This window comes from Pseudomonas sp. 18175 (assembly GCF_050432925.1).
Taxonomy (GTDB): Bacteria; Pseudomonadota; Gammaproteobacteria; order Pseudomonadales; family Pseudomonadaceae; genus Aquipseudomonas.
Genome location: NZ_JBKFTO010000018.1, coordinates 77,642 through 100,864, shown reverse-complemented (window position 1 = coordinate 100,864; position 23,223 = coordinate 77,642). Strand labels below are relative to the sequence as shown.

Below are 23,223 nucleotides of genomic sequence, written 5' to 3'. Positions count from 1 at the left end.
GAGAGCTTTTCCATGCGCAAAATTCTCCTGTTGTCCCTAATCCTCGCCAGCCCCTTGGCCCTGGCTGGCCCGCAGTGCACCACCGCCGAGCGCTCGCAATGGCAAGACCAAAAAGCCTTCCAGGACAAGCTCAAGGCCGAAGGCTACGAGATCAGCAAGTTCAAGGTCACTGACGGCAACTGCTACGAGATCTACGGCTTCGACAAAGACAAGCGCAAGGTCGAGATCTACCACGACCCGGTCACCGGCAAGGCTGTGAAGACTGAGATCAAAGGCTGATGCCAGCGCAATCCCTGCGCCTGTGGGACCCGTTGGTGAGGCTGTTTCATGTGTCTATCGCCGGGGTCTTTGTCGCCAATTACTGCTTTAACGAAGCGGGCGACAGCTGGCATGTCTGGCTGGGCTACTACGCCATGGCCTGGCTGCTGGTGCGCGGGGTGTGGGGGTTTGTCGGGCCGCGCAGCGCACGCTGGGCAGACTTTTGGCCGACACCCAAACGCCTGAATGCCCACCTGCGCTCGCTGCTCAATGGCCGGCCGCAACACCGGCTGGGCCATTCGCCGATTGGCGCGCTGGTGATGCTGTTGATGTTGCTGGCGTTGCTCACGGTGGGCGTCAGCGGCTTTTTGATGGAGGAAGTCGATGCCCTGTGGGGTGCTGACTGGCCGCTGCAAATCCATGAGACCGCCGCCAATGTGTTGTTGGGCTTGGTGGGCATCCATGTGCTGGCAGCGATCATTGAAAGTGTCCAGGTGCGCGACAACCTGCCGTTATCCATGCTCACCGGCCGCAGGAAGCGCCTGCCGGATGAGCGTGCGCCGTAATCCTTTTATCCACAGGTCTTCTATGCGCTCCGCCTTATTGATTTGCAGCCTGCTGGCGGTGTTTTTTGCCGCCTGGCAAAGCCATCCGCCCCATGTGTTGGCGCCGTTTGCCCAGGTAAGCCCGAACACCGCCAAAGTCGCGGCGGCCCCGCAGTACAGCAGCCGGTTTGTGTCCACCCAGCTCACCGACTTTGTGCACTCATCCTCGGTGACCGCCCTGCCCGGCGGCGACTTGATGGCGGTGTGGTTCGCCGGTTCCCGCGAAGGCGCCGCCGATGTGCAGGTGCGTACCGCGCGTTTTGATGCCCACAGCGGCGAATGGGGCGCCGAGCAGGTGCTGGCCACGCGCGAAAGCACCCGCGATGGCACCCGGCGTTACATCCGCAAACTCGGCAACCCGGTGATCGCGTTGGCGCCGGACAAACGCCTGTGGATGTTTTACGTGTCGGTGTCGGTGGGCGGCTGGGCCGCCAGTGCGATCAACGTGATGGTCTCCGATGACCTCGGCGCCAGTTGGTCGGCGCCGAGGCAGTTGGTGACGTCGCCGTTCTTCAACATCAGCACCCTGGTGCGCGCCGCGCCGGTGTTCCATGCCGATGGCTCCATCGGTTTGCCCGTGTACCACGAGTTTATGGGCAAGTTTGCCGAGTACCTGTACTTGAGCGCCGATGGGGCGGTGATCGATAAATTCCGCATCAGCCGGGGCAAGCATTCGTTGCAACCGACCATCGTACCGCTGGACGGCCAGCGCGCCGTGGCGATGTTGCGTTACGCCGGCGACACCCATCACCGCGTGCTCGCCAGCCGCACCACCGACGCTGGGCAAACCTGGAGCGAGCCGTATCCGCTGGAACCAGCCAACCCCAATTCGTCGCTGGCGGCGGTGGGCACGGAGGATGACGGGCTGCTGGTGGCCCTCAACGACCTGCAAGACGGCCGCTTCAAACTCAGTCTCTACGGCACCGACGCCCAGCTCAGCCAGTGGCGCACCGTGGTGGAGCTGGACCAGTCGCCGGACCCGCTGGGCCAGCCGTTCTCCCCCGAGGCCTACAAAGCCATCATCGGGGAGGGTTTTCGCGCCTCCAGCGGTGCGCGGCGCCTGCCGTTGGAGCAGCGGTTTCTCAGCAGCCTGGATTACCGCGTGTGCAAACCGGTCGGCTGCGATTTTGAGTACGAATACCCGTATTTCAGCCGCAGCCCGGATGGCACGTACCACCTGGTGTATTCGTGGAATAACACCTTTATCAAACATGTCAGCTTCAACGAAGCCTGGCTGGCGGAGCGTTTGTGATGTGGCAGGCCCATTTGAGTTTTGTGCTGCTGGGGTTTGTGGCGCTGTGCGCGCTGCGCGTCACCCAGCCGTGGCGGCCGTGGTTGTTGCCGGTGCTGGTAGCGGTGAGTTTTATCCCGGTCAACGCGCTGCCGTTGGCGGCGTATGTGCGCAGTTTTACCGATGACTTGGCGATCAGCACCTTGGTGTTGCTGGCGTGGGTGGCGCTGAGCCGGTTGGGCGTGGTGCAGCCTGTTGATCGCCCGCACCGCGTGCAGATGTTGCTGCTGTTTTGTGTGCTGGGCTTGGTGCTGTACCCGGCGACGTTGGGGCTGACCTATATCGACCCGTACCGCTGGGGCTTCAACCCTCGGCCGATGATTGTGCTCGTGGCAATGGCGGCGCTGGTGATGTTGGCCCTGCGTAATGCGCTGGCGGTGTGGATGTTGGTGGTGGGGACGCTGGCGTTTGCGTTGCGGCTTAAGGCGTCGGAGAACTATTGGGATTATTTGGTCGATCCGCTCTTGGCAACTTACTGCGTCATCGCTGGATGCATGCAGATCAAACTGTGGGAGCGGGCTTGCTCGCGAATGCGCAGTGTCAGTCAGTACATGTTTGGCTGACACACCGCTTTCGCGAGCAAGCCCGCTCCCACATTGGTTCTGCGTCGGTTTAAAAAATGGGGAAAAAATGACTGCATTGCAATCCCGCCGCCTACGCTACGGCGTGGGCGCAATCGGCTGGGTGTTTGTGTTGCTGGCAGCGTTGCGGCTGGTGTTCGTACTGGGCTTTTCGGGCCTGGCGTTGAATACCCCGCACCTGCTGGAGACCTTCGCCATCGGCCTGCGTTTCGACCTGCGCCTGGCAGTGTTACTCCTGTTGCCCCTGGCCGTGCTGGCCTGGCTGCCGCGCTGGAACCTCATCACCCTGCCCGCTCTGCGTTGGCTGGCGCGGGGCTATCTGGTGGTGGCGCTGGCGGTGGTGGGCCTGGTGTACATCATCGATTTCGGCCACTACGCCTACCTCGGCGTGCGCATCAACGCGACGGTGCTGCGTTACCTGCAAGACGCTCAGATTTCCCAACAGATGGTGTGGGAAACCTACCCGGTGCTGTGGATAACCGCCTGCTGGCTGGCGGCCGTGGCGCTGTGGGTGTGGGCGCTGGTGTGTCTGGAGCGCTTGACCCTGGATCGGCCCAAAGCCGTCATCGGCAAATGGGCACGGGTGTCAGTCTCGGTGATGGGGTTGACGGTCGTGCTGCTGGCCCTGCTCGGTCGCGTCGCCAACTTGAACCTGGAAAACCCGGTGCCCCTGCGCTGGAGTGATGCGTTCTTTTCCGGTGACAGCCAGGTGGCCGCCGTGGGCCTGAACCCGGTGCTGTTTTTGTACGACACGCTCAAGGTTGGCCAGTCTCAATTCGACGAAAAAAAGGTGCGCGAGCATTACCCGCAAATCGCTCACTACCTGGGGGTTGATCAGCCCGATACGCAGCAACTGACCTTCACCCGTGAACAAGGCGTGCAGCCCTATCGACTGGCTGGCGAGCACCCGCCGAACGTGGTGTTCGTGATGCTCGAATCCCTCGGCACCAGCGCCGTGGGCGCCTATGGCAACCCGCTGAACCCCACGCCGAACCTGGACACACTGGCCACCCAAAGTTGGTTCTTCAAGCACTTCTACGTACCCGTCACCGGCACCGCCAAGACCGTGTGGGCCAGCATCAGCGGCGTGCCGGATGTGACGCGCCAAGAGACCGCCACCCGTAACCCGCTGATCACCCGGCAACACACGCTGATCAACGCGTTCGAGGGTTACCAGAAGTTCTACATGATCGGCGGCAACGCGGGCTGGGCGAATATCAACGCGCTGATCCGCCAGAGTATCGACGGCGTGCAGCTGTATGAAGAAAGCCACTGGCGCTCGCCACGGGTAGACGTGTGGGGCATCTCCGACCTGGATCTGTTCAAGGAAGCCGATGGCTTATTACGCGCCGTGCCCCAGCCGCAACCGTTTTTCGCCTACCTGCAAACCTCCGGCAACCATCGCCCGTTCACCATCCCCAAGCAGAACGATGGTTTCCAGGTCAAGGACATGACCCTGGAACAAGTACAGGCCGCCGGTTCGCGCAGCGTCGAGCAATACAACGCCGTGCGCCTGCTGGACTACAACATCGGCCGCCTGATGGACATCGCCAAGGCCGGCGGTTGGTACCACAACAGCATCTTTGTGTTCTTCGGCGACCACAACACGCGCATCAGCCAGATCCCGCACATGGCGCCCGCCTTTGAACAGCTGGGTTTGGAGAGCAACAACGTGCCGCTGCTGATTCACGCCCCCGGCCTCAAGCCTCGCGTCATCGAGGAAGCGGTGGGCCTGGCCGACCTGCTGCCCACCGTGGCCGGCATGGCGGGCATGCCGTTTCGCAATGGCGCCATGGGCCGCGATATCCAGCAACCTGCGCCCGAAGGTGAACGGGTGGTGCCCTTGGTGTTGCGCGAAGGCACCTTCCCGATCATCGGCGGCGTGACCCAAAAATTTTTGCTGCAAATGCAACACGACGGCAGCGCGCCGACCCTGCATGACCTGGCTTCAAAAACGCCACGGGAAGACGTCGCCGAACAGCATCCCGAAGAGTTTCAACGCTTGCAGGGGCTGACCCGAGGGCTGCACGAAAGTGCGCGGTTGATGTTGTTCCGCAACGTGCGCGAGTGATTACTTGGGCTGGAAGGTTTCGAGGTAAGCCAGGATGTTGTCGATCTTCTCCTGGTCGCTGATGCCCCAGAAGATCATCCGCGTGCCGCTCACCACTTTCTTCGGCGCTTCGATATAGGCGGCGAGTTTGTCGCGAGTCCAGACCACGCCGGAGTTTTTCATCGCGTCGGAGTATTGGTAGTCGGTGGTGGTGCCGGCGGGCCTGCCGATGATGCCGTTGAGCTCCGGGCCGAAGCCACCGCGAGCGCCTTCGCCGACGCTGTGGCAACCGCCGCAGGTCTTGGTGAACAGCTTGGCGCCCGCCTCGGCATCACCGGCCGCGAAGGCTGGGCTGGTGGCGAGCGTCAGGGCGAGGGCGAACACGGCGTACTTCATGGGGGGCTCCACAGCAGGTGTAGCGGACGATTATGCCTGTTTGTCAGGAACGCATGCCCATCCAGATCACGGTTTCGGTCCAGGCGGTGACCACCGGCGTCAGTGCGCGAAACCAGGGATCGCGCCTATCAATCTGCGCGGCCGAATGGTCATGATGGTGTTGTTCTTCTTCGACGATAGAGGCAATCGCGGCCACGGCCTGCGAGTCGATATCGCGCAAAGTGTGCAGTTGATGGGCCAGGTGTTTGAGCACCACGCTTTCGACCGCGACGGTGGTAGCGACGATTGCCTTGCGCCCACACAGGCCGGTGAGCAAACCCAGCACTAAACCACCGAGGCCACACAGCCAGTAGCTGCGGCAGCGACGATAAGCGCGCCGTTGCAACTCGGCCTGGAACACAGCGCGATGGCGGCGTTCGTGGGACAAAAACTCCTGCAGTTCAGCCACCATGCCTGGGGCAAATAGTCGCGCCATGAACAGTTGGCCGCTGTAGATGCAGATCGCGCCATGCTCGCCGGCATGGTCGACTTTGATCATGCGGCTGCCCAAATCCGGGTCTTTCACAGTGAACGGCCTTGTGCGAGGTGACCTTTGAGGTGGGCGCAGTATCCTGCAACGCCCTTCTGATGACCACCCATCGCCCCGAATACATCCAATCGAACCTATACAGACGTGTTCTACTCCACCTTACTGAACCCTGATGGTGGAGTAAGGATCATGGCTCAGCCATCGATTTTAGTGCTGGAAGACGACGAGATCATTCGTTCGTTAATGGTGGATGTACTGGAAGATTTCGGGGCGGTGGTGACGTCGTTTCCTTCGGCCGATGAAGGGATGATTTACCTGGAACGGGGCGACGACCCGGTGGACCTGATTGTCAGCGATATCCAAATGCCGGGGTTGCTCAATGGCTATGATTTGAGCCGGGTGGTGGCGCATCGCTGGCCAACGGTCCCGGTGCTGCTCACTTCCGGCAATGCCAAGCTGGCGGAGCAACTGGGAAGTTCGGTGCGGTTCCTGCCCAAGCCGTGGAGCAGTGAACACCTGATTGAGTGCGTGCAAACGGCACTGACCCAACAGGGCACGTCCCTGCATTGATAGCGTCGCGATATCACCTAAACCGAACTTCGTAACAGGCTCTGGGGTCATTAATGAGCATGGAGCGACTTTTCTGATCCGCCGGTCAGCGTTTTCGCCTTGCGCAAGCTGCTGACGGCCTTGAGTTGTGTAGAATTGTCGCCCCTTTCAACGCGTCATTCATGGCCTAAAAGCCCACAGTTCGAGCTTATTGAATGCATTCTCAGGTCGCGCCCACGTTATTGGATGCGTTGCGCACAGGCACTGCCCTGCTGCACGTCGCGTTGGAAAAACGCTTGCCGTTTTTCTGCGAGCAATTGGATGCCGGCTGGTACCAGCGTTTGCTCCAGGCGTACTACGGGTTTTATGGGCCAATGGAAGTGGCTCTGTACAACTGTGGTTTGATTCCTGAAGGCTACGATCCCGTGCTGCGTGTGAAAACGCCGACATTGTTGGGCGACCTCACGGCATTGGGCCTGGATGCACAGGCTATCCGCGCCCTGCCCCGTTGCACCGAGTTGCCGGTTTTCGATACCCCCGCCGCCTGCCTGGGCGCCCTGTATGTGCTGGAAGGCGCAACACTGGGCGGCCAGGTACTGCGCCGGGAAATGGCCCAGCGCCTGGACGTAAATGCCGAAAACGGCGGTGCGTTTCTCAATGTATATGGCGCCGAGACCGGTCGGCGCTGGAAAGACTTTCTCGATTATCTGGGCCACCTGCCGCTGGACGCTCTCGCGAAACAACGCGCGGTGGAGGCTGCCCGTTCCACATTCAGCTGCTTTGAGCAATGGCTCGACAGCCAGGAGGTACTGCTATGAAACCCGAAGATTTTGAAGAGCTGCTTGCCAACTGTGCCGACGAGCCCATCCGCTTTCCGGGGGCGATCCAGCCCCATGGCGTGCTGCTGACCTTGTCGGAGCCCGAGCTGAATATCATCCAGGTCAGCGCCAACGTCGCTGCTCTGTTCGGCCACACGCCCGAGGCGCTGCTGGGCCAGCCGCTGCATACCCTGGTGGGCGCCGAAACGGCCAAGGCCGTTGCCGCGATGGCCGAAAACAACACGTTTTTTGACGCGCCGCCGCTGCATGTGAGCTTTAACGGCGCCGAGTTCGAAGGCCTGTTGCATCGCCATCAACACGTGCTGGTGCTGGAGTTCGAACCGCTGCTCAAGGATTTCCGCCCACGGGCGCTGAACGGTCGCACCAGCGACCTGGGCAAGATGCTGCAACGCTTGCAGGCGGCGAAAACCCTGCAGGCGCTGTACGAAATCAGCGTGAATGAAATCCAGGCCATGACCGGCTACGACCGCGTGCTGATCTACCGCTTCGAAGACGAAGGCCACGGCCAGGTGATCGCCGAAGCATCGGCACCGTCCATGGAGCTATTCAACGGGCTGTTCTTCCCCGCGTCCGACATCCCCGAGCAGGCCCGCGAGCTGTATCGCACCAACTGGCTGCGCATCATCCCCAACGCCGCCTATGAGCCGGTGCCGCTGTTGCCCAAATTGCGCCCAGACACCGGCCAGCCGCTGGATTTGAGCTTTGCCACCCTGCGCAGTGTGTCGCCGATCCACTGCCAGTACATGCAGAACATGGGCGTGCTGTCGTCCATGAGCATCTCGCTGATGAAGGGCGACAAACTCTGGGGCCTGATCAGCTGCGGCAACCGCGAGCCACTGCTGGTGCCCAATGACCTGCGCACCGCCTGCCAGACCATCGGCCAGGTGCTGTCGTTGCAAATCAGCGCCATGGAAGCCCTGGACCTGAGCCGCCAGCGCGAAGAGAAAGTCGAGGCCCTGGCCCTGCTGGACCAGGCGATGAAACGCTCGGAAGAAAACGTCTTCGACGGCCTGGCCCAGCAACCGCAGGTACTGATGGACCTGGCCCTGGCGGGCGGCGTTGCGATCATCGAAGACAAGCAACTGCACCGCTACGGCAACTGCCCGGAGCCGGCGCAGATCCGCGCGCTGCACAAGTGGCTGCAAGAGGGCGGCGAGCCGGTGTTTTCCAGCCATAACCTGGCTTCGGTGTATCCGCCTGGCGTGGAGTTCCAGCAGGTGGCCAGTGGCGTGTTGGCCATGAGCTTGCCCAAGCCTGTGGATAACGGCGTGCTGTGGTTCCGCCCGGAAGTCAAAGAGAACATCAACTGGAGCGGCGACCCGAAAAAGCCGCTGGACCTGGAAACCTCCGACGCCGGCCTGCGCCTGCGCCCACGCACCTCGTTTGAAATCTGGAAAGTGGAAATGGCCGGCATCTCCACCAAGTGGAGCCACGGTGACCGCTTCGCCGCCAACGACCTGCGCCGCTCGGCCCTGGAAAACGACTTGGCGCGCCAGGTGCTGCGCGAGCAACAAGCAGTGCGGGCACGCGATGAGTTGGTGGCGGTGGTGTCCCACGACCTGCGCAACCCGATGACCGTCATCTCCATGCTGTGCGGCATGATGCAAAAGGCGTTCAGCTCCGATGGCCCACACACGTCGCGGCGGATTTCCTCGGCCATCGACACCATGCAACAGGCCGCCGGGCGCATGAACGTGCTGCTGGAAGACTTGCTCGACACCTCGAAAATCGAGGCCGGACGTTATGTGGTCAAGCCGGTGGCGCTGGATGTGAGCCAGATCTTCGAAGAGGCTTATTCGCTGCTGGCACCGCTGGCGATGGAAAAAGGCATCGACCTGTCGTTCAACGCCGAGCCCGGCCTGCAAATCAACGCCGACCCGGAGCGCTTGTTCCAGGTGCTGTCGAACCTGATCGGCAACGCCATCAAGTTCACGCCGCGCCAGGGCAATATCGGCATCAGCGCCATGAGCAATGGCGAGGAGATCGTGTTTTCGGTGCGCGACTCCGGCGAAGGCATTGCGCCGGAGCAACTGCCCCATGTGTTTGATCGCTACTGGACACAGACCGAGAACAACCCGACCGGCAGTGGCCTGGGGCTGTATATCACCCAGGGCATCATCCAGGCCCATGGCGGCAAGATTGTTGCTGAAAGTGAAGTGGGCCGTGGCAGCGAGTTCCGGTTTACGGTGCCAAAGGTGGAAGGCGACTCGCACACCTGATTGGCGGTTGCACGCTCAACGCGCTTGAAACAGAGGGCAACACTTGTGTTGCCCTCTGTGGTTTCAGCGAGCCTTGCCTTAACAAAACACTCACATCCTTTGCGCTAACCTCACCGGCTCTCTTCTGCCCGGAGCCTGTACCCGCATGCCTCACCCCGCCCCACTGCCCGCCGTAATTGCCGGCCCGTTGCTGCGTCGCCTGGAACCCCAGCGCCTGGTGCTGTGGCTGGTAGGCAGCCGCGAATTGACCATGACGCTAAGGCTGCAGGCCGCCGGGCAGACCCGGGACATTCCCCTCGGCCCAAGCCACTGCCAGCGCGTGCCGGTGGGCCGCCAGGCCGTTATCCATCTGATCGACGTACCACTGGAAGACGCCCTGCCCCAGGATGAACTCATCGAGTACGACCTGCTGGTCGATAACGCAGGCATCGCCGAATGGGCGCCACACCTGCTGTACGGCAATGCGCAGACGCCCAACTTCATTCTCCACAGTCGCATTCATCAACTGGTGCACGGCTCGTGCCGCAAACCTCACCACCCAGCCAATGACGGGCTGCTGTGTGTCGATCGCTTGCTGGCCGAGTCTCACTCCCTGAACGAACGCCCCGCGTTGCTGATGATGAGCGGCGACCAGGTATACGCCGACGATGTGGCTGGGCCAATGCTGCGGGCCATCCATGCGCTGATCGCACGCCTGGGCCTGTTCGACGAATACCTGGAAGGCGCCGTGGTGGACGACAGCGCCAGCCTCTACGGCCACAGTGCCAGCTACTACCATCGCGCCGACCTGCTACCGGCGCTGGACAGCAACGAAACCCTGCGCGAGCGCTTTTTTGGCGGCGTGAAAAAACCCATTTTCACCAGCAGCACCGCCGATAACCATCTGGTGACGTTCGCCGAAGTGCTGGCGATGTACCTGCTGGTCTGGTCGCCCACACCCTGGACACTGATCGCACCACAGCCGCCGCAACTGAGCCGTGAAGAACAAGGGCGGTATACCCGGGAACAGGTGCACATCGACCGCTTTCGCGACGGCCTGCCGGGTGTCGCGCGGGTATTTGCGCACCTGTCCACCTTAATGATCTTTGACGACCACGACATCACCGATGACTGGAACCTCAGCGCCCAATGGGAGCAAACCGCCTACGGCCATCCTTTTTCCAAGCGCATCATCGGCAACGCCCTGCTGGCCTACCTGCTGTGCCAGGGCTGGGGCAACCAACCGGATGTATTTGGCGAACTGGTGAGCCAGGCCCAGGCGCTAGCCAGCGGCGTTCAGGCCGATCACTTACAAGCCGGCGCTCAGGATGAACTGATCGACGCGCTGCTGGCTTTCCAGCAATGGCATTACGTACTGCCCACCACGCCGGCCCTGGTGGTGCTCGACACCCGCACCCGCCGCTGGCGCAGCGAGTTCACCCTCAAGCAACCCTCCGGTCTTTTGGATTGGGAAGCCTTGAGCGAACTGCAACAGGCACTGCTCGACCACCCCTGCGCCATCATCGTCTCGCCCGCGCCGGTCTTTGGCGTCAAGCTGATTGAGACGGTGCAAAAGGTGTTCAGTTGGTGCGGCCACCCGCTGCTGGTAGACGCCGAAAACTGGATGGCCCATCGCGGTGCCGCTCAGGTGATCCTCAACATCTTCCGTCACTCGCGTACGCCGGGTAACTACGTGATCCTCTCCGGTGATGTGCATTATTCGTTCGTCTACGAGGTGCTGATCCGCCATCGCAACGCCGGCCCACGAATCTGGCAGATCACCAGCAGCGGCATCAAAAACGAATTCCCCCCGCGCCTGCTGGAATGGTTCGACCGCCTCAACCGCTGGCTCTACTCCCCCCGTTCGCCCCTCAACTGGTTCACCCGCCGGCGCACCATGCAGGTGGTGCCGCACATTCCGGAGCATCGTGATGCGGGTGAACGGCTGTGGAATTCGGCGGGGATTGGCCAGGTGTTTTTCAATGAGCAGGGGCAGCCGGAGGCGATTTACCAGCACAACGCGGATGGGAGGGCGCGGACGAGGATGGTGGCGCCGAAGTAATCTTTCTTACGCAAGCAGTAACACGATCACACCGACCTTTCTGAAATCACTTATGCCTATGTTTTTATTGATATTTTAAGAAACAACTCAATACCTTTTGCTCCGATAAAAAAGTGCCAGGCTCTGACCAATCTTCGCGAAAAACCCTATCAATCGCCGATGGTCAAATGAACTTATTTTGGTACACTCGCCAGTGAATGACATACATCTTGTGTTGAACGTTGTCTTTTATCGAACTGAGATAGGTAACGAGCCGGTTCGTGAATGGCTGATGGAACTGCCCAGAGAAGACAGAAAACTCATAGGCATCGATATCAAATCCGTCCAGTTCGGATGGCCACAGGGAATGCCGCTGGTTCGAAAGTTGGAAAGCCGCCTCTGGGAGGTACGAACCGAACTTGATAACAGCATCGCGCGGGTCATTTTCACGCTGGTCGATTGCCAGATGGTGTTACTGCACGGGTTTATTAAAAAGAGCCAGAAAACGCCGGCTGTCGAACTAGATACGGCAAGGCGTCGCAAGAGCAAGTTATGAGGAACCTCACATGAACAAACATATCGGCTCCAGCTTCGATGCTTTTCTTAACGACGATGGCCTGAGCGAGGAGGTGTCCGCTGGGGCGCTGAAACGGGTTATCGCCTGGCAATTGGCAGAAGCGATGAAGGCACAGAAAATCACTAAAAAAGCACTGGCTGAACGCATGCATACCAGCCGGACTGCCGTAGACCGCGCCCTTGATCAAAACGATGCCGGAATGACACTGGCTACTCTAGCAAGTGCTGCAAGAGCACTGGGCCAACGGGTGGAGGTTAGGCTGGTACCGGATTCACCTGTAGGGCCAACGATGACCTGAAGCATCACACAATAGATGAACGGGGTACCACTCCAAGGCAATAGCCCATTGCCACCCTAAAAAAAGCATCACACGCCCCCTATTCAAAGCCCCCAAGCCCCGTTGTACAGTAGCTCCAGCCACGAAGTATCGGTGTCAATTTTGACTGGCCTTGGAAGCCAGTGCAGGCAGGGAGCACGCAGATGGACGATATTTCTGGCAATAATCCGCAGCACACCGATTTCTCTCACCTCAACGCCGACATGTTGCACACCGTGCTGGAGTTGGTCAGCGATGGGATTTGGGACTGGAACGCCAACACCGGCTTCGTCTACCGCAACCCGGGCTGGTACGCGATGCTGGGCTACCCCCGTCACTCCCTGGAAAACAACGTATTTACCTGGGAAAACGTGATCCATCCCGAGGATTACCCCAAGGTGATGGCGCGGTTTGATGACTACATCCACCGTCGCGCGCCCCATTACCAGATCGAATACCGTTGCCGCAAACAGGATGGCAGCTACCTGTGGATCGAAGACCGTGGCTATGTGATTGCGCGTAATGCCGATGGCTCGGTGGCACGGATGGTGGGGGCCCATCGCGATATTCATGCGCGCAAATGCTCCATTGAACAGCTGGAGCGACGTAACCAATCCCTTGAAGCCCTGGTGACCGAGCGCACGCGGGAACTGTCGCGGGTCAATCAACAACTGCAATTGCAGCTGAATGAAAACCGCTCTCTGGCCGAGCGGGACACCTTGACCCTGGTTGCCAACCGCTATCGCCTGGAAAAAGTGCTGCTGGAAGAATGCGAGCGCGCCCAACGCTTTCGCCTGCCGCTGGCTTTGATCGCCATGGATATCGACGACTTCAAGCCGATCAACGACCGCTACGGCCACGGCGTGGGCGACCAGACCCTGGTGCGGGTGGTGGAATGCCTGGAAAGCTGCGTGCGTGCCGACGACCTGGTGGCCCGCTGGGGAGGCGACGAGTTCATGGTGGTGTTGCCGGAGAGTTCACTGGAAGTGGCCAAGGCCATGGCGGCCACTGTCCGTAACACGCTGAAGGCGGCAGCGCTGCAAGACGATTTCAGCGTCACCCTGAGCCTGGGCGTGGCCGAACGCCAACCGGGCGAGTCCCCCGCCGCCTTGATGGCGCGTGCCGATCAGGCGCTGTACCGCGCCAAGGCAGCGGGCAAGGATGGGGTTTCGGAGTGAGGGTGGGAGCCGTCGAGCGTTGTGCCGGCGCCGTACACGTTCGCTAAGCACGCGTTCCGATTTGGAATGACCCAGCGACTTTATTTCGTTTGCGACGGGACCCGCCCTACGGCTTAGATAGAAAAAAGCCCGCCACTTCCGAGTCCCCGATTCATGAGCCGCGAAACCATCAGCCAGTCGATTTCCATCGTTCATCCCATCAGCCTTAGCCACGGTAAAAACGCCGAGGTCTGGGACACCACGGGCAAACGTTATATCGATTTTGTCGGCGGCATCGGCGTGCTCAACCTCGGCCATTGCCACCCAGGCGTGGTCGCGGCGATCCGTGAACAAGCGACCCAACTGACCCACTATGCGTTCAATGCCGCCCCTCACGCGCCCTATATCGAGCTGATGAATCGCCTCTGCGCCTTCATTCCGGTGGGTTACCCGGTCAGCGGCATGCTCACCAACAGCGGCGCGGAAGCCGCCGAAAACGCCTTGAAGATCGTCCGCGGCGCCACCGGGCGCACAGCGGTGATCGCCTTCGATGGTGCGTTCCACGGCCGTACCCTGGCCACCCTTAACCTGAACGGTAAGGTGGCGCCCTACAAGCAAAAGGTCGGTGTACTACCCGGCCCCGTGTATCACCTGCCCTATCCCAGTGCCGACAACGGCGTGAACTGCGCCGAAGCGCTCAAAGCCATGGACCGCCTGTTCAGCGTGGAAATCGACGTTGACGATGTGGCCTGCTTCATCATCGAGCCGGTGCAGGGTGAAGGCGGTTTCCTGGCCCTGGATGTCGACTTCGCCCAGGCGCTGCGGCGCTTTTGCGACGAAAAAAACATCCTGTTGATTGCCGATGAAATCCAATCAGGATTTGGCCGCACCGGCCAGCGCTTTGCCTTCTCGCGCCTGGGCATTGAGCCAGACCTGATCCTGCTGGGTAAAAGCATCGCCGGCGGCGTGCCACTGGGGGCGGTGGTCGGACGCCAGGCGTTGCTCGACAACCTGCCCAAAGGTGGCCTGGGCGGTACATATTCCGGCAACCCCATCGCCTGTGCGGCCGCCATGGCCACGCTGGATGCGATGACCGATGAACACTTGAAGGCCTGGGGGACGCAGCAGGAAGAGGCCATCGTCAGCCGTTATCACGCCTGGCGTGCCAAGGGTATCTCGCCGTTCCTCGGGCGCCTGACCGGTGTCGGCGCCATGCGTGGCATCGAACTGGTCAACGCCGACGGTACGCCCGCCCCCCAGCAACTGGCGCACCTGCTGAGCCTGGCGCGGGATGCGGGTTTGCTGCTGATGCCCAGCGGCAAGTCGCGGCATATCATCCGCTTGCTCGCGCCGTTGACCACTGAGCCTGGGGTGTTGGAGCAAGGGCTGGATATCCTTGAGGCGTGCCTGAAGAAGCTGGACTGATTAGGTGCTATAACGTGGGTTCCTCCCCAACCCGCCAGGCCATCCCTTGCCCAATATTCCCCCGGTCGGGCGCCAAAACCTAACCCCCAGGGAATCAAGCATATTGCGGTTGATCGGGTTGGGCATGGACTGCCAGGCCATTGCCAGGCAGTTGAGTATCAGCCCCCTGACGGCACGCAAACACCGCAGCAACATCCTCACGAAAACCGGCCTTAAAACGGCAGTGCAACTGGCGATTTTTGCCGTGGAGCTTGAGTTTCGACGCCGTCTGCGCTGCGCCAATCGCCCCTTCGAAATTGGCGCAGTTGACCCGACGTGAGCAGCAAGTCGCGAATCGAATCGCCAGCGGCCAAACCAGCAAGCAAATTGCCAAGGCCCTCGGCATCAGCGATCTGACCGTGCGCAAACACCGCCAAAACCTTTACCGAAAACTGGGCCTGCAAAACCTGACACAACTGCTGCGTTACTGCCTTGACCCGCCAGCGTCAACTTGAGATCTACGCTATCGGCGGTATTGCGCTGCCTGTTCGTCGCTCCAATCATGTGAGCGGCCGTCCGTTGCAAGGAGTATCGGACGACGAAGCATCATTACCAGGGACAGCACGGAGACAGGGAATGTCACGTCAGAAAAAGCCACGCGCAGGCCGCTCTAGCCTGTCCGTTATTTGCGCGATTACCCGCGAGCGCCAACGCATTGCCCACGACTTGCACGACCGCCCTGCCCAGACACTGGCGTGGGTAATCATGTGCCTGGCCGGCCTTGAGCAGCATGAGGCCTGCCAAGCTGTTCGCTCGACACTCCAAGACCTGCGACGCCAGCTTCAGGAAGTCAGTCGGGAGCTGCGTCTGCTTGTGCACAACCTCAGTCCGCAGCCCAACGTCGACGGTTTGCTGGATGATGCCATGCGGGCCGCCGTACGGGAGATGCACCAGCACTTTCCCGGCTCACCGTCAGTGCTATTGAACCTGCAGGGCCCCAAGACCGCAGTTCCCCCCCAGGCCTTGACCCCGGTGATACGCGGATTGAAGGAGCTGCTGGCCAACTTGCGGCGGCACAGCAGAGCCGATCAGGCACTCTTAAGTTCATCCTGCCAACAGGACTGTGTCGTGCTGACCCTTACCGACTGCGGTCAGGGTTTTGATACGCAAAACCGTGGCTTTGGCTTGCAAAGCATCGCTGGTTCACTGGCCAAGATAGGGGCACGATTGGAGATCGACTCTCAGCCTGGCGTCGGCACCTGCGCACGTATTCGCCTGCCTCGGCTCGACCAAACGAGCGAGGGAGCACCATGAGTGGGGGGCCGCTGAGAATCTTGCTGGTGGACGATCATCAGTTGTTTCGCCAAGGGCTAATGGCCTTGCTTGGCCAGGAGCGCGACATGAGCATCGTGGGCCAGGCAGGTGATGGCTTACAAGCGCTGTCGCAGATCGACCAGCAACAGCCAGAGCTGGTGATTCTTGACCTGGAGATGCCGCAGCTCAATGGTCTGGATACCTTATCCCGCGCGCGCTTGAAATCCCCGAACCTGCGTGTGCTGTGCCTGTCGGCCCACGGCGATTTGCGCAAAATCTCACAGGCTCTGGAGGCGGGCGCCTGCGGCTATCTGCTCAAAGAGTGTGCCTGTGACGAACTGCTCAAAGCCGTGCGTACCGTGGCCAGCGGGCGGGTATACCTGTCGCCTGATGTCGCCACGGCCATGGCCGTCAACCGCCACCCCAGCCAGCGCAATGGGCTGGCCGGAGCGCCTCTGAGCCCGCGGGAAAAACAGATCCTGCAACTGCTGGTAGACGGTTGCACCACTCGAGCCATCGCCGAGTGCATGCACATAAGCAGCAAGACCGTGAGTACTCATCGCGAACACATCATGGCCAAGCTAAACCTCAAGGGCATCGCGCAGTTGACCCGCTATGCCCTGCGCGAAGGGCTGATTTGAACAGGCCCTATCGGTAGTTGTACCGACAGCGAATCAGCTTTTTTGAGCCTGAAAATCAGCATTGCACACAGTGCGTTGCTTGCCCACGACAACCACCATGGAACCCGGCGCTCAGTGTACGCAACCCCGTGCACTGAGCGTCCTCGGAGACCGTGGCGGGTGCTGCGGTGCTCGGTTAACTCAACCGATTTGGAGCTCGATGACATGGCTAACGTTGACACGCTGGACCTGTGGACTAAATGGATGGGCGCAGTACAAGCCACGGCACTGCCGGGCGGACTGGGAAATGGCCAGCAATTCAGTGCCGGCTCCACCACCCTGAATATCGACCTGGGGAACGCCGACCCCACCATCGTCAATTACTACATTCATGGCTTGGGCGATGTGGTGCCGGCCAATAGCCCGTCCTATACCGCCGGCGGTGGGCTGCTTAGCAGCTATGCCGTGTTCCTCGACAGTATCAACCTTGGTGCATTGCCCAACCCCAACCTGACCAGTCAGTTGAACCTGGCAACGACCGCCCTGAACACGGCGCAAACGGCGTTCAACAACACAATGACCCAGGCGATCCAGCAGTACACCAACTTCAAGGCGGTCGGTTCGGCGCCCTTCCCAGCTTTTTCAACATGGGTGGTGCAGAGCTATCCCGGCTACGTGACGGCCAATAACCAACTGATCGGCGCGGCCAATAATCTGGATACGCTGATGGTCAAACTGTATGGCCCAGGGTACTCAGTGCTGCAGCAAGCCCGGACCAAGGTGGGTATCAACGGCGCGCAAAGCCTGATCGGGCAAAACGCCTTCAATATGGCGATCACCTCGGGTTCTATCGCTCCACCAGGCTCTCAGCCGGTCGTTATCGGCGGCACTACCCCGCCGCCGGCTTCGTCGCTGGTCTCTTCGCTGGCCCCCTCCTACTCCCTGCAAGCCTTCGCCACCAAATACGCAGAATGGCAAGCCAACAGTGTGGCAGGGCAGACCAGCGCCGGAGCCACCATTTCCATTACGTCCAGTACGGCTACCTACAACCTGGATGAGTCAGGCTGGGGCGCATCGACAGACGTAAGCCTGTTCGGCGACTTTTTCAACTTCAGCGCGAGCGGCTCTGCCAGTGGGCAAAAAACCAGCATCGACACCACCAGCAGTGACTTCTCACTGACCGTCAAATTCACCGGGTTTGGCAGCTTCATCATCTCACCCGGTACCTGGTGGGATTCGGGCGCATTGGTGGCGACCTACCACAACCAACTCAACCCTGGGTCTGCGGACTTCTTTGGGGAGGATGGTGCACTGGCCAGGTATGCGACTCAGGTGGTAGTGGGCTTTGAACCCACCGTAATCCTGCAGATGAAGTCCAGCGACTACAGCAATGTGAAAAGCAGCTGGGAAGCCCAGACCACAGCGTCAATCGGCATTGGCCCATTCCGTATCGGCTCGATCTCGGGGTCGGCCAATGGCACCAAGCAAGACATCCAATGGGATGACGCATCGGCCTCGGTGACCATTGGCCCGGTCAGCACCAGCGTACCGGTGCTGCTGGGAGTGGTCAGCCAACAACTGGGCGCTTGATGTGCAGCCGGGAGCCCCCGTGGCTCCCGGCCTTGCGGTGTATGGGTGTGTAAAGCAGGAGATACGCGCATGTTGACGGACCAATCCCTATGGCAGCTCTACACCCAGGCCTTGTCGCGCCAGGCGGGGCTGATGCCGAACGAAGTGTTTTCAGTGGCAGCGGTCAACACCTTCAGCGCGCTGGGCAGCCCGGTCGGTGACATACGCAATTGGTGTATTTACCTGCTGGGTAATGGTATCCCGACGCCCAATGCCACCTACGCGGCCCAAAGCGGTGTGTTCAGTGCGTACTGGATCTATTTGAGTTATCTATTGCAGCGTGCCGCGCAGCCGCCGATGCTGGCATTCGCATCCGGTGCCGCCGCGGGTGATTTCGAACACTACCGACAGTTGATCAGCGCACGCCTGGCAGCCCCACCGGCGGCCCGTGCAACCCCCCTTTTCAAGACGTCCACCGACCCCTTGGCCAGCGCGCACCAGCAGTTGCTATCGACGCTCGGTCCTCAGGCACCCGCTATCGCGGCCGCGTTGAACCAGTGCTGGCTGGCATCCCAACCCGAAAAAGTCGAGAGCAATATGTGGGCGCAAATGAGCGACGCTGCGCCGCCGTTCCTCTGCCCTGGTTATGTGCTGGAAAACTGGAGCGCGACATTTGCAACTTGGCTGAGCCATAGCGCCGATAGCCCGATCCATTTGGTCGAACAACTGAGCATGGGCCTACCCACTCCCGTGCAGAGCACCGCAAGCGTGTTACTGGGCAGCAGCCCATGGCCGGCTTTTTTCCAAGTGGCGACCACGGTGACGCCAACGCTTGCCCTCACTCAGCCCCTGTCGCTGAGCATAAGCCTGGACATGAGTGCTTTTGGCAGCTTTGCACTGAGCGCCTCGACCTGGCTCGACCTGCGTTTTTTTAATGCCGAGGTTTACCCGCTGCCAACCGGCGCACCGCCCTTTCTCTCGACTGGCGGCTCTCTGGAATTACTGCCGACCCGCGCTGTGATCGGCTTTCAACCCCGTCTGACAGTGCGCGCAAGCAATGGGCCACTGGCCCAACAGCTAGCCAGCCATATCAGGCGCATCGGCCCATTTGACGTAACCCCGAGTGTCCGCACGGCGGCTGTGAACAATACCAGCCAGGTGGACCTGCATTTCAACGCGGCCGACTCCAGCGTGCCGGTTCTGCTAGGGGTGGTCTGTACCCCAACAGCGCAGTGATTTTGACGATGTGCTTCACACCCAGCTATCAAGGAGGACTGCGATGAACAAAACACCCCCCTCTTGAAACACCTCACGTCTAAACCGGAAAAAGCGTCATTGCGCTAAACACGAGGATTCAATCATGCCTAAATATTGCCAGGAAAAATTCGAACAGCAGGTTAGCGGCACTCAACAAAAGGTTTGCTGGCGTCAGGACAAACACGTCCACGACGCCACGCTGATTATCGCGATAGCCATGTGGTTGGGAGTGAACCAAGGAGGCGTGTGGCAGGTACGCCCCAACAGCTATGAGAGTAATAAATCGAGTTGCTCGATCGACTCAATCAGCTACCCATAAAAAGCTGTCAGGGAGCCGAGAGGCTCCCTGTTTTTTTGGCCTTCGCCTCACTACCACGCTTGCACCGGCTTGCCGCCCTTCGGCCACGCCTTGACCTGATCCCCCTCCCCCCTGAAAATGCCCGACGCTTTTTTGTCCCCCGTTTACTGAAGTGAAATTTCAATGTCTGATTCCCACCACGAAGAATCCGTAGTCGCCTTGCCGTCCAAAGCTGAATACGAAAACGCCATCAATCTTTCACAGCATGTGCCAGCGGCCAAGATCATCAGCGAGATGGTGCTGGACGCGTTCCACACCTCCAAGGAAAGCGACCAGATCCGCGAACTGCGCGTGGCCATCCGTCAGGCTCATGATGCCTTCGACGACGACAAGGCCTACGAGCTGATGGGCCAGCTCAAGCAACTCAAGGATGCCGAGGCCGCCGACAACATCGCCCTGGAAGACCTGAGCAGCAAGTTCTCCATCAGCCGCATCTTGTCCAGCTTTAAGGATGACCCCGAGTTCCAGGAGCTGGTCTACGGCCTGGCGTTGAAAGTCCTGAACCAAAGCCACCTGGCCATCAGCAACCCAAGCTCGGGCAAGAGCAAGGCCGCACGCCCCAAGAAAGAAGCCGAAGTGTTTGTGATCAGCAAGGATGGCACCAGCGTCACCCTGCCGTTGCGCACGCCGCGCTCCAAGCTGAACGTAGACCGCGAGGCGTTCGAGTTCCTGGGTTTCAGCTTTGTGGGTGAAGGCGATGAAGCCGAGCTGGAAGTGGAAAGCTTTGTGGATAACTCAGGGGCCGAGCAGCCACTGAACCGCAAGAGCGTGATCACTGCGCTGCAGCAGCAGAGTGCGTTTGACGGGTACAGCATCGCGCAGCAATAACGCATTCTCAGCAACACCGCTAAACCCATTGTGGGAGCGGGCTTGCCCGCTCCCACATTTTGAACTGTGTTGTGTCAGCTAACTTGTTCAATTTTCGCAGCAAACACCTCCCGAAACCGCGCTATCTCCCGCTTGTTCCCCACCGTCACCCGTAGGCGTAACGGTGCCGGTGGGGTTGCACAGGTACAGCATGCCCGCCTGGGAATCGACGGCGAGCATGGCCGGTACGTCGTGGGCGTGCTCGGCGTTCAGGTCCACTTCCTTGACCGGCGCCTTGTTCGACTCGGCCGCCTAACGCGGCACTTCTTAAGACGGTGTGGCCATCACCAGCCCATGGGTTTCATCGGTAAACGCCAACACCGCGTAGCGCAGGGCGGCCATGGAACCGGCAAACACCGCCACCTGTTCCTCGGCGATGCCTTGCTGCTCGGCAAACAACGCGGCCAGGGCGAAAAGGGACCGACGACTAACGCTGACCATTTGACTAATCCTTGTGAGGGCGAGATGGATTCGCACAGCTCGTACACAGGGGTATGACGAGACTATCGCCAGACGATTTAACCGAGCGCCCAAGAAAAAGCCCCGCGCTTCTCTCGAAGGCGGGGCTCTTTCACTGCGTTACCCCTCAGTGGGCGTAGGTCAGCAACAGCTCTTTCGGCACTTGGAAATCCAGGGACATCATCACGCTCAGCGCGGTGATGGTGAAGATCGAGAACACGAACAGCTTGCGCGCCCAAACGGTGTCATCCACCGCCTTGTAGCCGGTCCAGGCCATGTACAACCAGTACATGCCCATGGCGGCGGCGACGGCAAGGTAGCTCATGCCGGCGTAGCCACTGAAGGTCAACATCAAGGTCGCCACAAGGAAGGCCAGGATGTACAGCAGGATGTGTTTCTTGGCCACCTGGATGCCACGTTTTACCGGCAGAACCGGAATGGACGCCGCCAGGTAGTCATTGAAGCGGAAGATCGCAATGGCGTAGGAGTGCGGCATCTGCCACAGGCTGAACATCACCAGTAGCGTCAGCGCGGCCATGTCGAAGCTATTGGTCACAGCCACATAACCAATCACCGGCGGCATCGCCCCCGACAGACTGCCCACCAGCGTGCCGTGAACCGACTTGCGCTTGAGGTACAGGCTATAGAGACCGACGTAGATGACAAAGCCGATCACGGCAAACAGCGCCGCCAACGGGTTGGCCACCTTGTACAACAACGCCACGCCGGCAACACCCAGGACGGTCGCGTAGACCAGTGCCAGCTTCAGGGAGATAAGGCCCTGCACCAGCACGCGGTTCTTGGTGCGCTCCATCTTGATATCGATGTCACGGTCGATGCAGTTGTTGAACACACATCCGGAAGCGACCACCAGGGACGTGCCGATCATTGCAGCCAGGAAGATGGCCAGATCGACATGCCCCTTGGAGGCCAGGAAGAAACCGCCCGCCACAGAAAGCACGTTACCGAAAATGATCCCCGGTTTGGTGATTTGGATAAAGTGCTTAAGCGACATCGGGTCTTACCTCACTTCGCCATCATGAACGTATGGATGCTGAACATGATCCATATCGACAGGCCAACCAGCAGCAGGATTACGAGACCTGCGAACACAAACGCAATCACGTTCTCACGCTGGGCCTCGGAGCGGTCCAGGTGCAGGAAGTACACCAGGTGAACCAGAACCTGGATCACCGCGAACGCCAGAACGATCATCAAGGTGATCGACTTCGGCAAGGTTGGGTACATCACCAGGCCGAACGGGATCAGGGTCAGGATGACCGACAGGATGAAGCCGATAGCGTACGACTTGACGCTGCCGTGGCTGGCATCGTGGCTGTCATGGGAGTGTGCATTAGCCATTACAGAGTCCCCATCAGGTAGACAACGGTGAATACGCAGATCCAGACCACGTCCAAGAAGTGCCAGAACAGGCTCAGGCAGCTCAGGCGAGTCTTGTTGGTGTTGGTCAGGCCGTGCTTATTGACCTGATACATCATCACCGCCATCCACAGCAGGCCGGCAGTTACGTGCAGACCGTGGGTGCCTACCAGCGTGAAGAACGCGGACAGGAAGCCACTACGGTGCGGGCCGTAGCCTTCGGAGATCAGCAGGTGGAACTCGTTGATCTCCATGCCGATGAAGCCCAGGCCGAACAGGAAGGTCAGACCCAACCAGCTCAGTACGCCTTTCTTGTTGCCCTTGTAGAAGGCCAACATGGCGAAGCCGTAGGTGATCGAGCTGAACAACAGCAAGGCGGTTTCGCCGAGCACGTAAGGCAGTTCGAAGATGTCGTGGCCCGACGGGCCACCCGCTACGTTGTTTACCAGTACCGCGTACACCGCGAAGATCGACGCAAACAAGATGCAGTCGGTCATCAGGTAGAGCCAGAAACCGAAAACGGTCATCGGCCCCGAGTCGTGGTGATGGTCATCGTGCCCATGGTCATCGACATGGGCGTGTCCAGCATTGGTCACTAAGTTCGACAT

25 protein-coding genes and 1 pseudogene are annotated in these 23,223 nt (G+C 60.1%); 20 read left to right on the top strand and 6 right to left on the bottom strand.

Annotated features, from left to right (window positions below; genetic code table 11):
• The first annotated feature begins 12 nt into the window (after positions 1-12).
• From ACLD1Y_RS22600 to ACLD1Y_RS22580, 5 genes are all read left to right on the top strand, one after another.
• Positions 13-279, top strand: a complete 267-nt coding sequence (locus ACLD1Y_RS22600; protein WP_429480015.1) for a PepSY domain-containing protein — start codon at positions 13-15, stop codon at positions 277-279.
• A complete protein-coding gene (locus ACLD1Y_RS22595; RefSeq protein WP_429480014.1) occupies positions 279-824 on the top strand; it encodes a cytochrome b/b6 domain-containing protein in 546 nt (181 codons plus the stop codon). The genes ACLD1Y_RS22600 and ACLD1Y_RS22595 overlap by 1 nt, the downstream gene beginning before the upstream one ends.
• Before the next feature lie 22 nt (positions 825-846).
• Positions 847-2,115: a sialidase family protein gene (locus ACLD1Y_RS22590; RefSeq protein WP_429480013.1), complete on the top strand. Its 1,269-nt coding sequence runs from the start codon at positions 847-849 to the stop codon at positions 2,113-2,115.
• Positions 2,115-2,717, top strand: coding sequence for a hypothetical protein (locus ACLD1Y_RS22585; RefSeq protein ID WP_429480012.1), 603 nt, complete (start codon positions 2,115-2,117; stop codon positions 2,715-2,717). Before ACLD1Y_RS22590 ends, ACLD1Y_RS22585 begins: the two co-directional genes overlap by 1 nt.
• 67 nt (positions 2,718-2,784) lie before the next feature.
• On the top strand, positions 2,785-4,806 hold the full coding sequence (locus tag ACLD1Y_RS22580; protein ID WP_429480011.1) for an LTA synthase family protein: 2,022 nt from the start codon (positions 2,785-2,787) through the stop codon (positions 4,804-4,806).
• On the opposite strand, the gene ACLD1Y_RS22575 is transcribed toward ACLD1Y_RS22580, so the two are convergent.
• Complete coding sequence (locus ACLD1Y_RS22575) at positions 4,807-5,181, bottom strand: c-type cytochrome (protein ID WP_429480010.1); 375 nt, start codon at positions 5,179-5,181, stop codon at positions 4,807-4,809.
• Positions 5,182-5,224: 43 nt separating this feature from the next.
• Positions 5,225-5,746, bottom strand: coding sequence for a demethoxyubiquinone hydroxylase family protein (locus ACLD1Y_RS22570; protein ID WP_429480009.1), 522 nt, complete (start codon positions 5,744-5,746; stop codon positions 5,225-5,227).
• A gap of 153 nt (positions 5,747-5,899) precedes the next feature.
• Between ACLD1Y_RS22570 and ACLD1Y_RS22565 the strand changes: the two genes are divergently transcribed.
• The 15 genes from ACLD1Y_RS22565 to ACLD1Y_RS22495 all read left to right on the top strand — a co-directional run bounded on the left by ACLD1Y_RS22565 (position 5,900) and on the right by ACLD1Y_RS22495 (position 20,737).
• Positions 5,900-6,280, top strand: a complete 381-nt coding sequence (locus tag ACLD1Y_RS22565; RefSeq protein ID WP_429480008.1) for a response regulator — start codon at positions 5,900-5,902, stop codon at positions 6,278-6,280.
• A gap of 194 nt (positions 6,281-6,474) precedes the next feature.
• Positions 6,475-7,077 carry a biliverdin-producing heme oxygenase gene (locus tag ACLD1Y_RS22560; protein ID WP_429480007.1) on the top strand — a complete coding sequence of 201 codons (603 nt, stop codon included), beginning with the start codon at positions 6,475-6,477 and terminating at the stop codon, positions 7,075-7,077.
• A complete protein-coding gene (locus ACLD1Y_RS22555) occupies positions 7,074-9,317 on the top strand; it encodes an ATP-binding protein (RefSeq protein ID WP_429480006.1) in 2,244 nt (747 codons plus the stop codon). Before ACLD1Y_RS22560 ends, ACLD1Y_RS22555 begins: the two co-directional genes overlap by 4 nt.
• A 145-nt stretch (positions 9,318-9,462) precedes the next feature.
• Positions 9,463-11,358 (top strand): alkaline phosphatase D family protein, encoded by a 1,896-nt coding sequence (locus ACLD1Y_RS22550; protein WP_429480005.1) that lies wholly within the window; start codon positions 9,463-9,465, stop codon positions 11,356-11,358.
• A 193-nt stretch (positions 11,359-11,551) separates the two neighbouring features.
• Positions 11,552-11,893: a type II toxin-antitoxin system RelE/ParE family toxin gene (locus ACLD1Y_RS22545; protein WP_429480004.1), complete on the top strand. Its 342-nt coding sequence runs from the start codon at positions 11,552-11,554 to the stop codon at positions 11,891-11,893.
• 10 nt (positions 11,894-11,903) lie between these two features.
• A complete protein-coding gene (locus ACLD1Y_RS22540; protein ID WP_429480003.1) occupies positions 11,904-12,212 on the top strand; it encodes a helix-turn-helix domain-containing protein in 309 nt (102 codons plus the stop codon).
• A gap of 182 nt (positions 12,213-12,394) precedes the next feature.
• Positions 12,395-13,408, top strand: a complete 1,014-nt coding sequence (locus ACLD1Y_RS22535) for a diguanylate cyclase (protein ID WP_429480002.1) — start codon at positions 12,395-12,397, stop codon at positions 13,406-13,408.
• A 153-nt stretch (positions 13,409-13,561) separates the two neighbouring features.
• Positions 13,562-14,812 carry a 2-aminoadipate transaminase gene (locus tag ACLD1Y_RS22530; protein ID WP_429480001.1) on the top strand — a complete coding sequence of 417 codons (1,251 nt, stop codon included), beginning with the start codon at positions 13,562-13,564 and terminating at the stop codon, positions 14,810-14,812.
• Positions 14,813-14,858: 46 nt separating this feature from the next.
• Positions 14,859-15,131, top strand: coding sequence for a response regulator transcription factor (locus tag ACLD1Y_RS22525; RefSeq protein WP_429480000.1), 273 nt, complete (start codon positions 14,859-14,861; stop codon positions 15,129-15,131).
• Positions 15,064-15,306: a response regulator transcription factor gene (locus ACLD1Y_RS22520; RefSeq protein WP_429479999.1), complete on the top strand. Its 243-nt coding sequence runs from the start codon at positions 15,064-15,066 to the stop codon at positions 15,304-15,306. Before ACLD1Y_RS22525 ends, ACLD1Y_RS22520 begins: the two co-directional genes overlap by 68 nt.
• 121 nt (positions 15,307-15,427) lie before the next feature.
• Positions 15,428-16,105 carry a sensor histidine kinase gene (locus tag ACLD1Y_RS22515; protein ID WP_429479998.1) on the top strand — a complete coding sequence of 226 codons (678 nt, stop codon included), beginning with the start codon at positions 15,428-15,430 and terminating at the stop codon, positions 16,103-16,105.
• Positions 16,102-16,746 (top strand): response regulator, encoded by a 645-nt coding sequence (locus tag ACLD1Y_RS22510; protein WP_429479997.1) that lies wholly within the window; start codon positions 16,102-16,104, stop codon positions 16,744-16,746. Before ACLD1Y_RS22515 ends, ACLD1Y_RS22510 begins: the two co-directional genes overlap by 4 nt.
• A 204-nt stretch (positions 16,747-16,950) precedes the next feature.
• Complete coding sequence (locus ACLD1Y_RS22505) at positions 16,951-18,315, top strand: hypothetical protein (RefSeq protein WP_429479996.1); 1,365 nt, start codon at positions 16,951-16,953, stop codon at positions 18,313-18,315.
• Between the two features lie 69 nt (positions 18,316-18,384).
• The gene (locus tag ACLD1Y_RS22500) at positions 18,385-19,530 is read left to right on the top strand and encodes a hypothetical protein (protein WP_429479995.1); all 1,146 of its coding nucleotides are present in this window, start codon (positions 18,385-18,387) and stop codon (positions 19,528-19,530) included.
• A 502-nt stretch (positions 19,531-20,032) separates the two neighbouring features.
• On the top strand, positions 20,033-20,737 hold the full coding sequence (locus tag ACLD1Y_RS22495) for a hypothetical protein (RefSeq protein ID WP_429479994.1): 705 nt from the start codon (positions 20,033-20,035) through the stop codon (positions 20,735-20,737).
• 150 nt (positions 20,738-20,887) lie between these two features.
• Here ACLD1Y_RS22495 and ACLD1Y_RS22490 read toward each other — a convergent pair.
• From ACLD1Y_RS22490 to ACLD1Y_RS22475, 4 genes and pseudogenes are all read right to left on the bottom strand, one after another.
• Positions 20,888-21,193: pseudogene (locus ACLD1Y_RS22490) on the bottom strand (aminotransferase); the annotation flags it as partial.
• A 169-nt stretch (positions 21,194-21,362) separates the two neighbouring features.
• Positions 21,363-22,250, bottom strand: coding sequence for a heme o synthase (gene cyoE / locus ACLD1Y_RS22485; RefSeq protein WP_034100500.1), 888 nt, complete (start codon positions 22,248-22,250; stop codon positions 21,363-21,365).
• 11 nt (positions 22,251-22,261) lie between these two features.
• Entirely contained in the window at positions 22,262-22,597 is a 336-nt protein-coding gene (gene cyoD / locus ACLD1Y_RS22480) for a cytochrome o ubiquinol oxidase subunit IV (protein WP_429479993.1), read from the bottom strand.
• Complete coding sequence (locus tag ACLD1Y_RS22475) at positions 22,597-23,223, bottom strand: cytochrome o ubiquinol oxidase subunit III (protein WP_017734786.1); 627 nt, start codon at positions 23,221-23,223, stop codon at positions 22,597-22,599. Before ACLD1Y_RS22475 ends, cyoD begins: the two co-directional genes overlap by 1 nt.

Excerpts from the sequence above, each read along its gene's own strand:
- ACLD1Y_RS22600 (WP_429480015.1), top strand. The coding sequence starts at position 13 with ATGCGCAAAATTCTCCTGTTGTCCCTAATCCTCGCCAGCCCCTTGGCC.
- ACLD1Y_RS22595 (WP_429480014.1), top strand. The coding sequence starts at position 279 with ATGCCAGCGCAATCCCTGCGCCTGTGGGACCCGTTGGTGAGGCTGTTT.
- ACLD1Y_RS22590 (WP_429480013.1), top strand. The coding sequence starts at position 847 with ATGCGCTCCGCCTTATTGATTTGCAGCCTGCTGGCGGTGTTTTTTGCC.
- ACLD1Y_RS22585 (WP_429480012.1), top strand. The coding sequence starts at position 2,115 with ATGTGGCAGGCCCATTTGAGTTTTGTGCTGCTGGGGTTTGTGGCGCTG.
- ACLD1Y_RS22580 (WP_429480011.1), top strand. The coding sequence starts at position 2,785 with ATGACTGCATTGCAATCCCGCCGCCTACGCTACGGCGTGGGCGCAATC.
- ACLD1Y_RS22575 (WP_429480010.1), bottom strand. The coding sequence starts at position 5,181 with ATGAAGTACGCCGTGTTCGCCCTCGCCCTGACGCTCGCCACCAGCCCA.
- ACLD1Y_RS22565 (WP_429480008.1), top strand. The coding sequence starts at position 5,900 with ATGGCTCAGCCATCGATTTTAGTGCTGGAAGACGACGAGATCATTCGT.
- ACLD1Y_RS22560 (WP_429480007.1), top strand. The coding sequence starts at position 6,475 with ATGCATTCTCAGGTCGCGCCCACGTTATTGGATGCGTTGCGCACAGGC.
- ACLD1Y_RS22555 (WP_429480006.1), top strand. The coding sequence starts at position 7,074 with ATGAAACCCGAAGATTTTGAAGAGCTGCTTGCCAACTGTGCCGACGAG.
- ACLD1Y_RS22550 (WP_429480005.1), top strand. The coding sequence starts at position 9,463 with ATGCCTCACCCCGCCCCACTGCCCGCCGTAATTGCCGGCCCGTTGCTG.
- ACLD1Y_RS22540 (WP_429480003.1), top strand. The coding sequence starts at position 11,904 with ATGAACAAACATATCGGCTCCAGCTTCGATGCTTTTCTTAACGACGAT.
- ACLD1Y_RS22535 (WP_429480002.1), top strand. The coding sequence starts at position 12,395 with ATGGACGATATTTCTGGCAATAATCCGCAGCACACCGATTTCTCTCAC.
- ACLD1Y_RS22530 (WP_429480001.1), top strand. The coding sequence starts at position 13,562 with ATGAGCCGCGAAACCATCAGCCAGTCGATTTCCATCGTTCATCCCATC.
- ACLD1Y_RS22515 (WP_429479998.1), top strand. The coding sequence starts at position 15,428 with ATGTCACGTCAGAAAAAGCCACGCGCAGGCCGCTCTAGCCTGTCCGTT.
- ACLD1Y_RS22510 (WP_429479997.1), top strand. The coding sequence starts at position 16,102 with ATGAGTGGGGGGCCGCTGAGAATCTTGCTGGTGGACGATCATCAGTTG.
- ACLD1Y_RS22505 (WP_429479996.1), top strand. The coding sequence starts at position 16,951 with ATGGCTAACGTTGACACGCTGGACCTGTGGACTAAATGGATGGGCGCA.
- ACLD1Y_RS22500 (WP_429479995.1), top strand. The coding sequence starts at position 18,385 with ATGTTGACGGACCAATCCCTATGGCAGCTCTACACCCAGGCCTTGTCG.
- ACLD1Y_RS22495 (WP_429479994.1), top strand. The coding sequence starts at position 20,033 with ATGTCTGATTCCCACCACGAAGAATCCGTAGTCGCCTTGCCGTCCAAA.
- cyoE (WP_034100500.1), bottom strand. The coding sequence starts at position 22,250 with ATGTCGCTTAAGCACTTTATCCAAATCACCAAACCGGGGATCATTTTC.
- cyoD (WP_429479993.1), bottom strand. The coding sequence starts at position 22,597 with ATGGCTAATGCACACTCCCATGACAGCCACGATGCCAGCCACGGCAGC.
- ACLD1Y_RS22475 (WP_017734786.1), bottom strand. The coding sequence starts at position 23,223 with ATGTCGAACTTAGTGACCAATGCTGGACACGCCCATGTCGATGACCAT.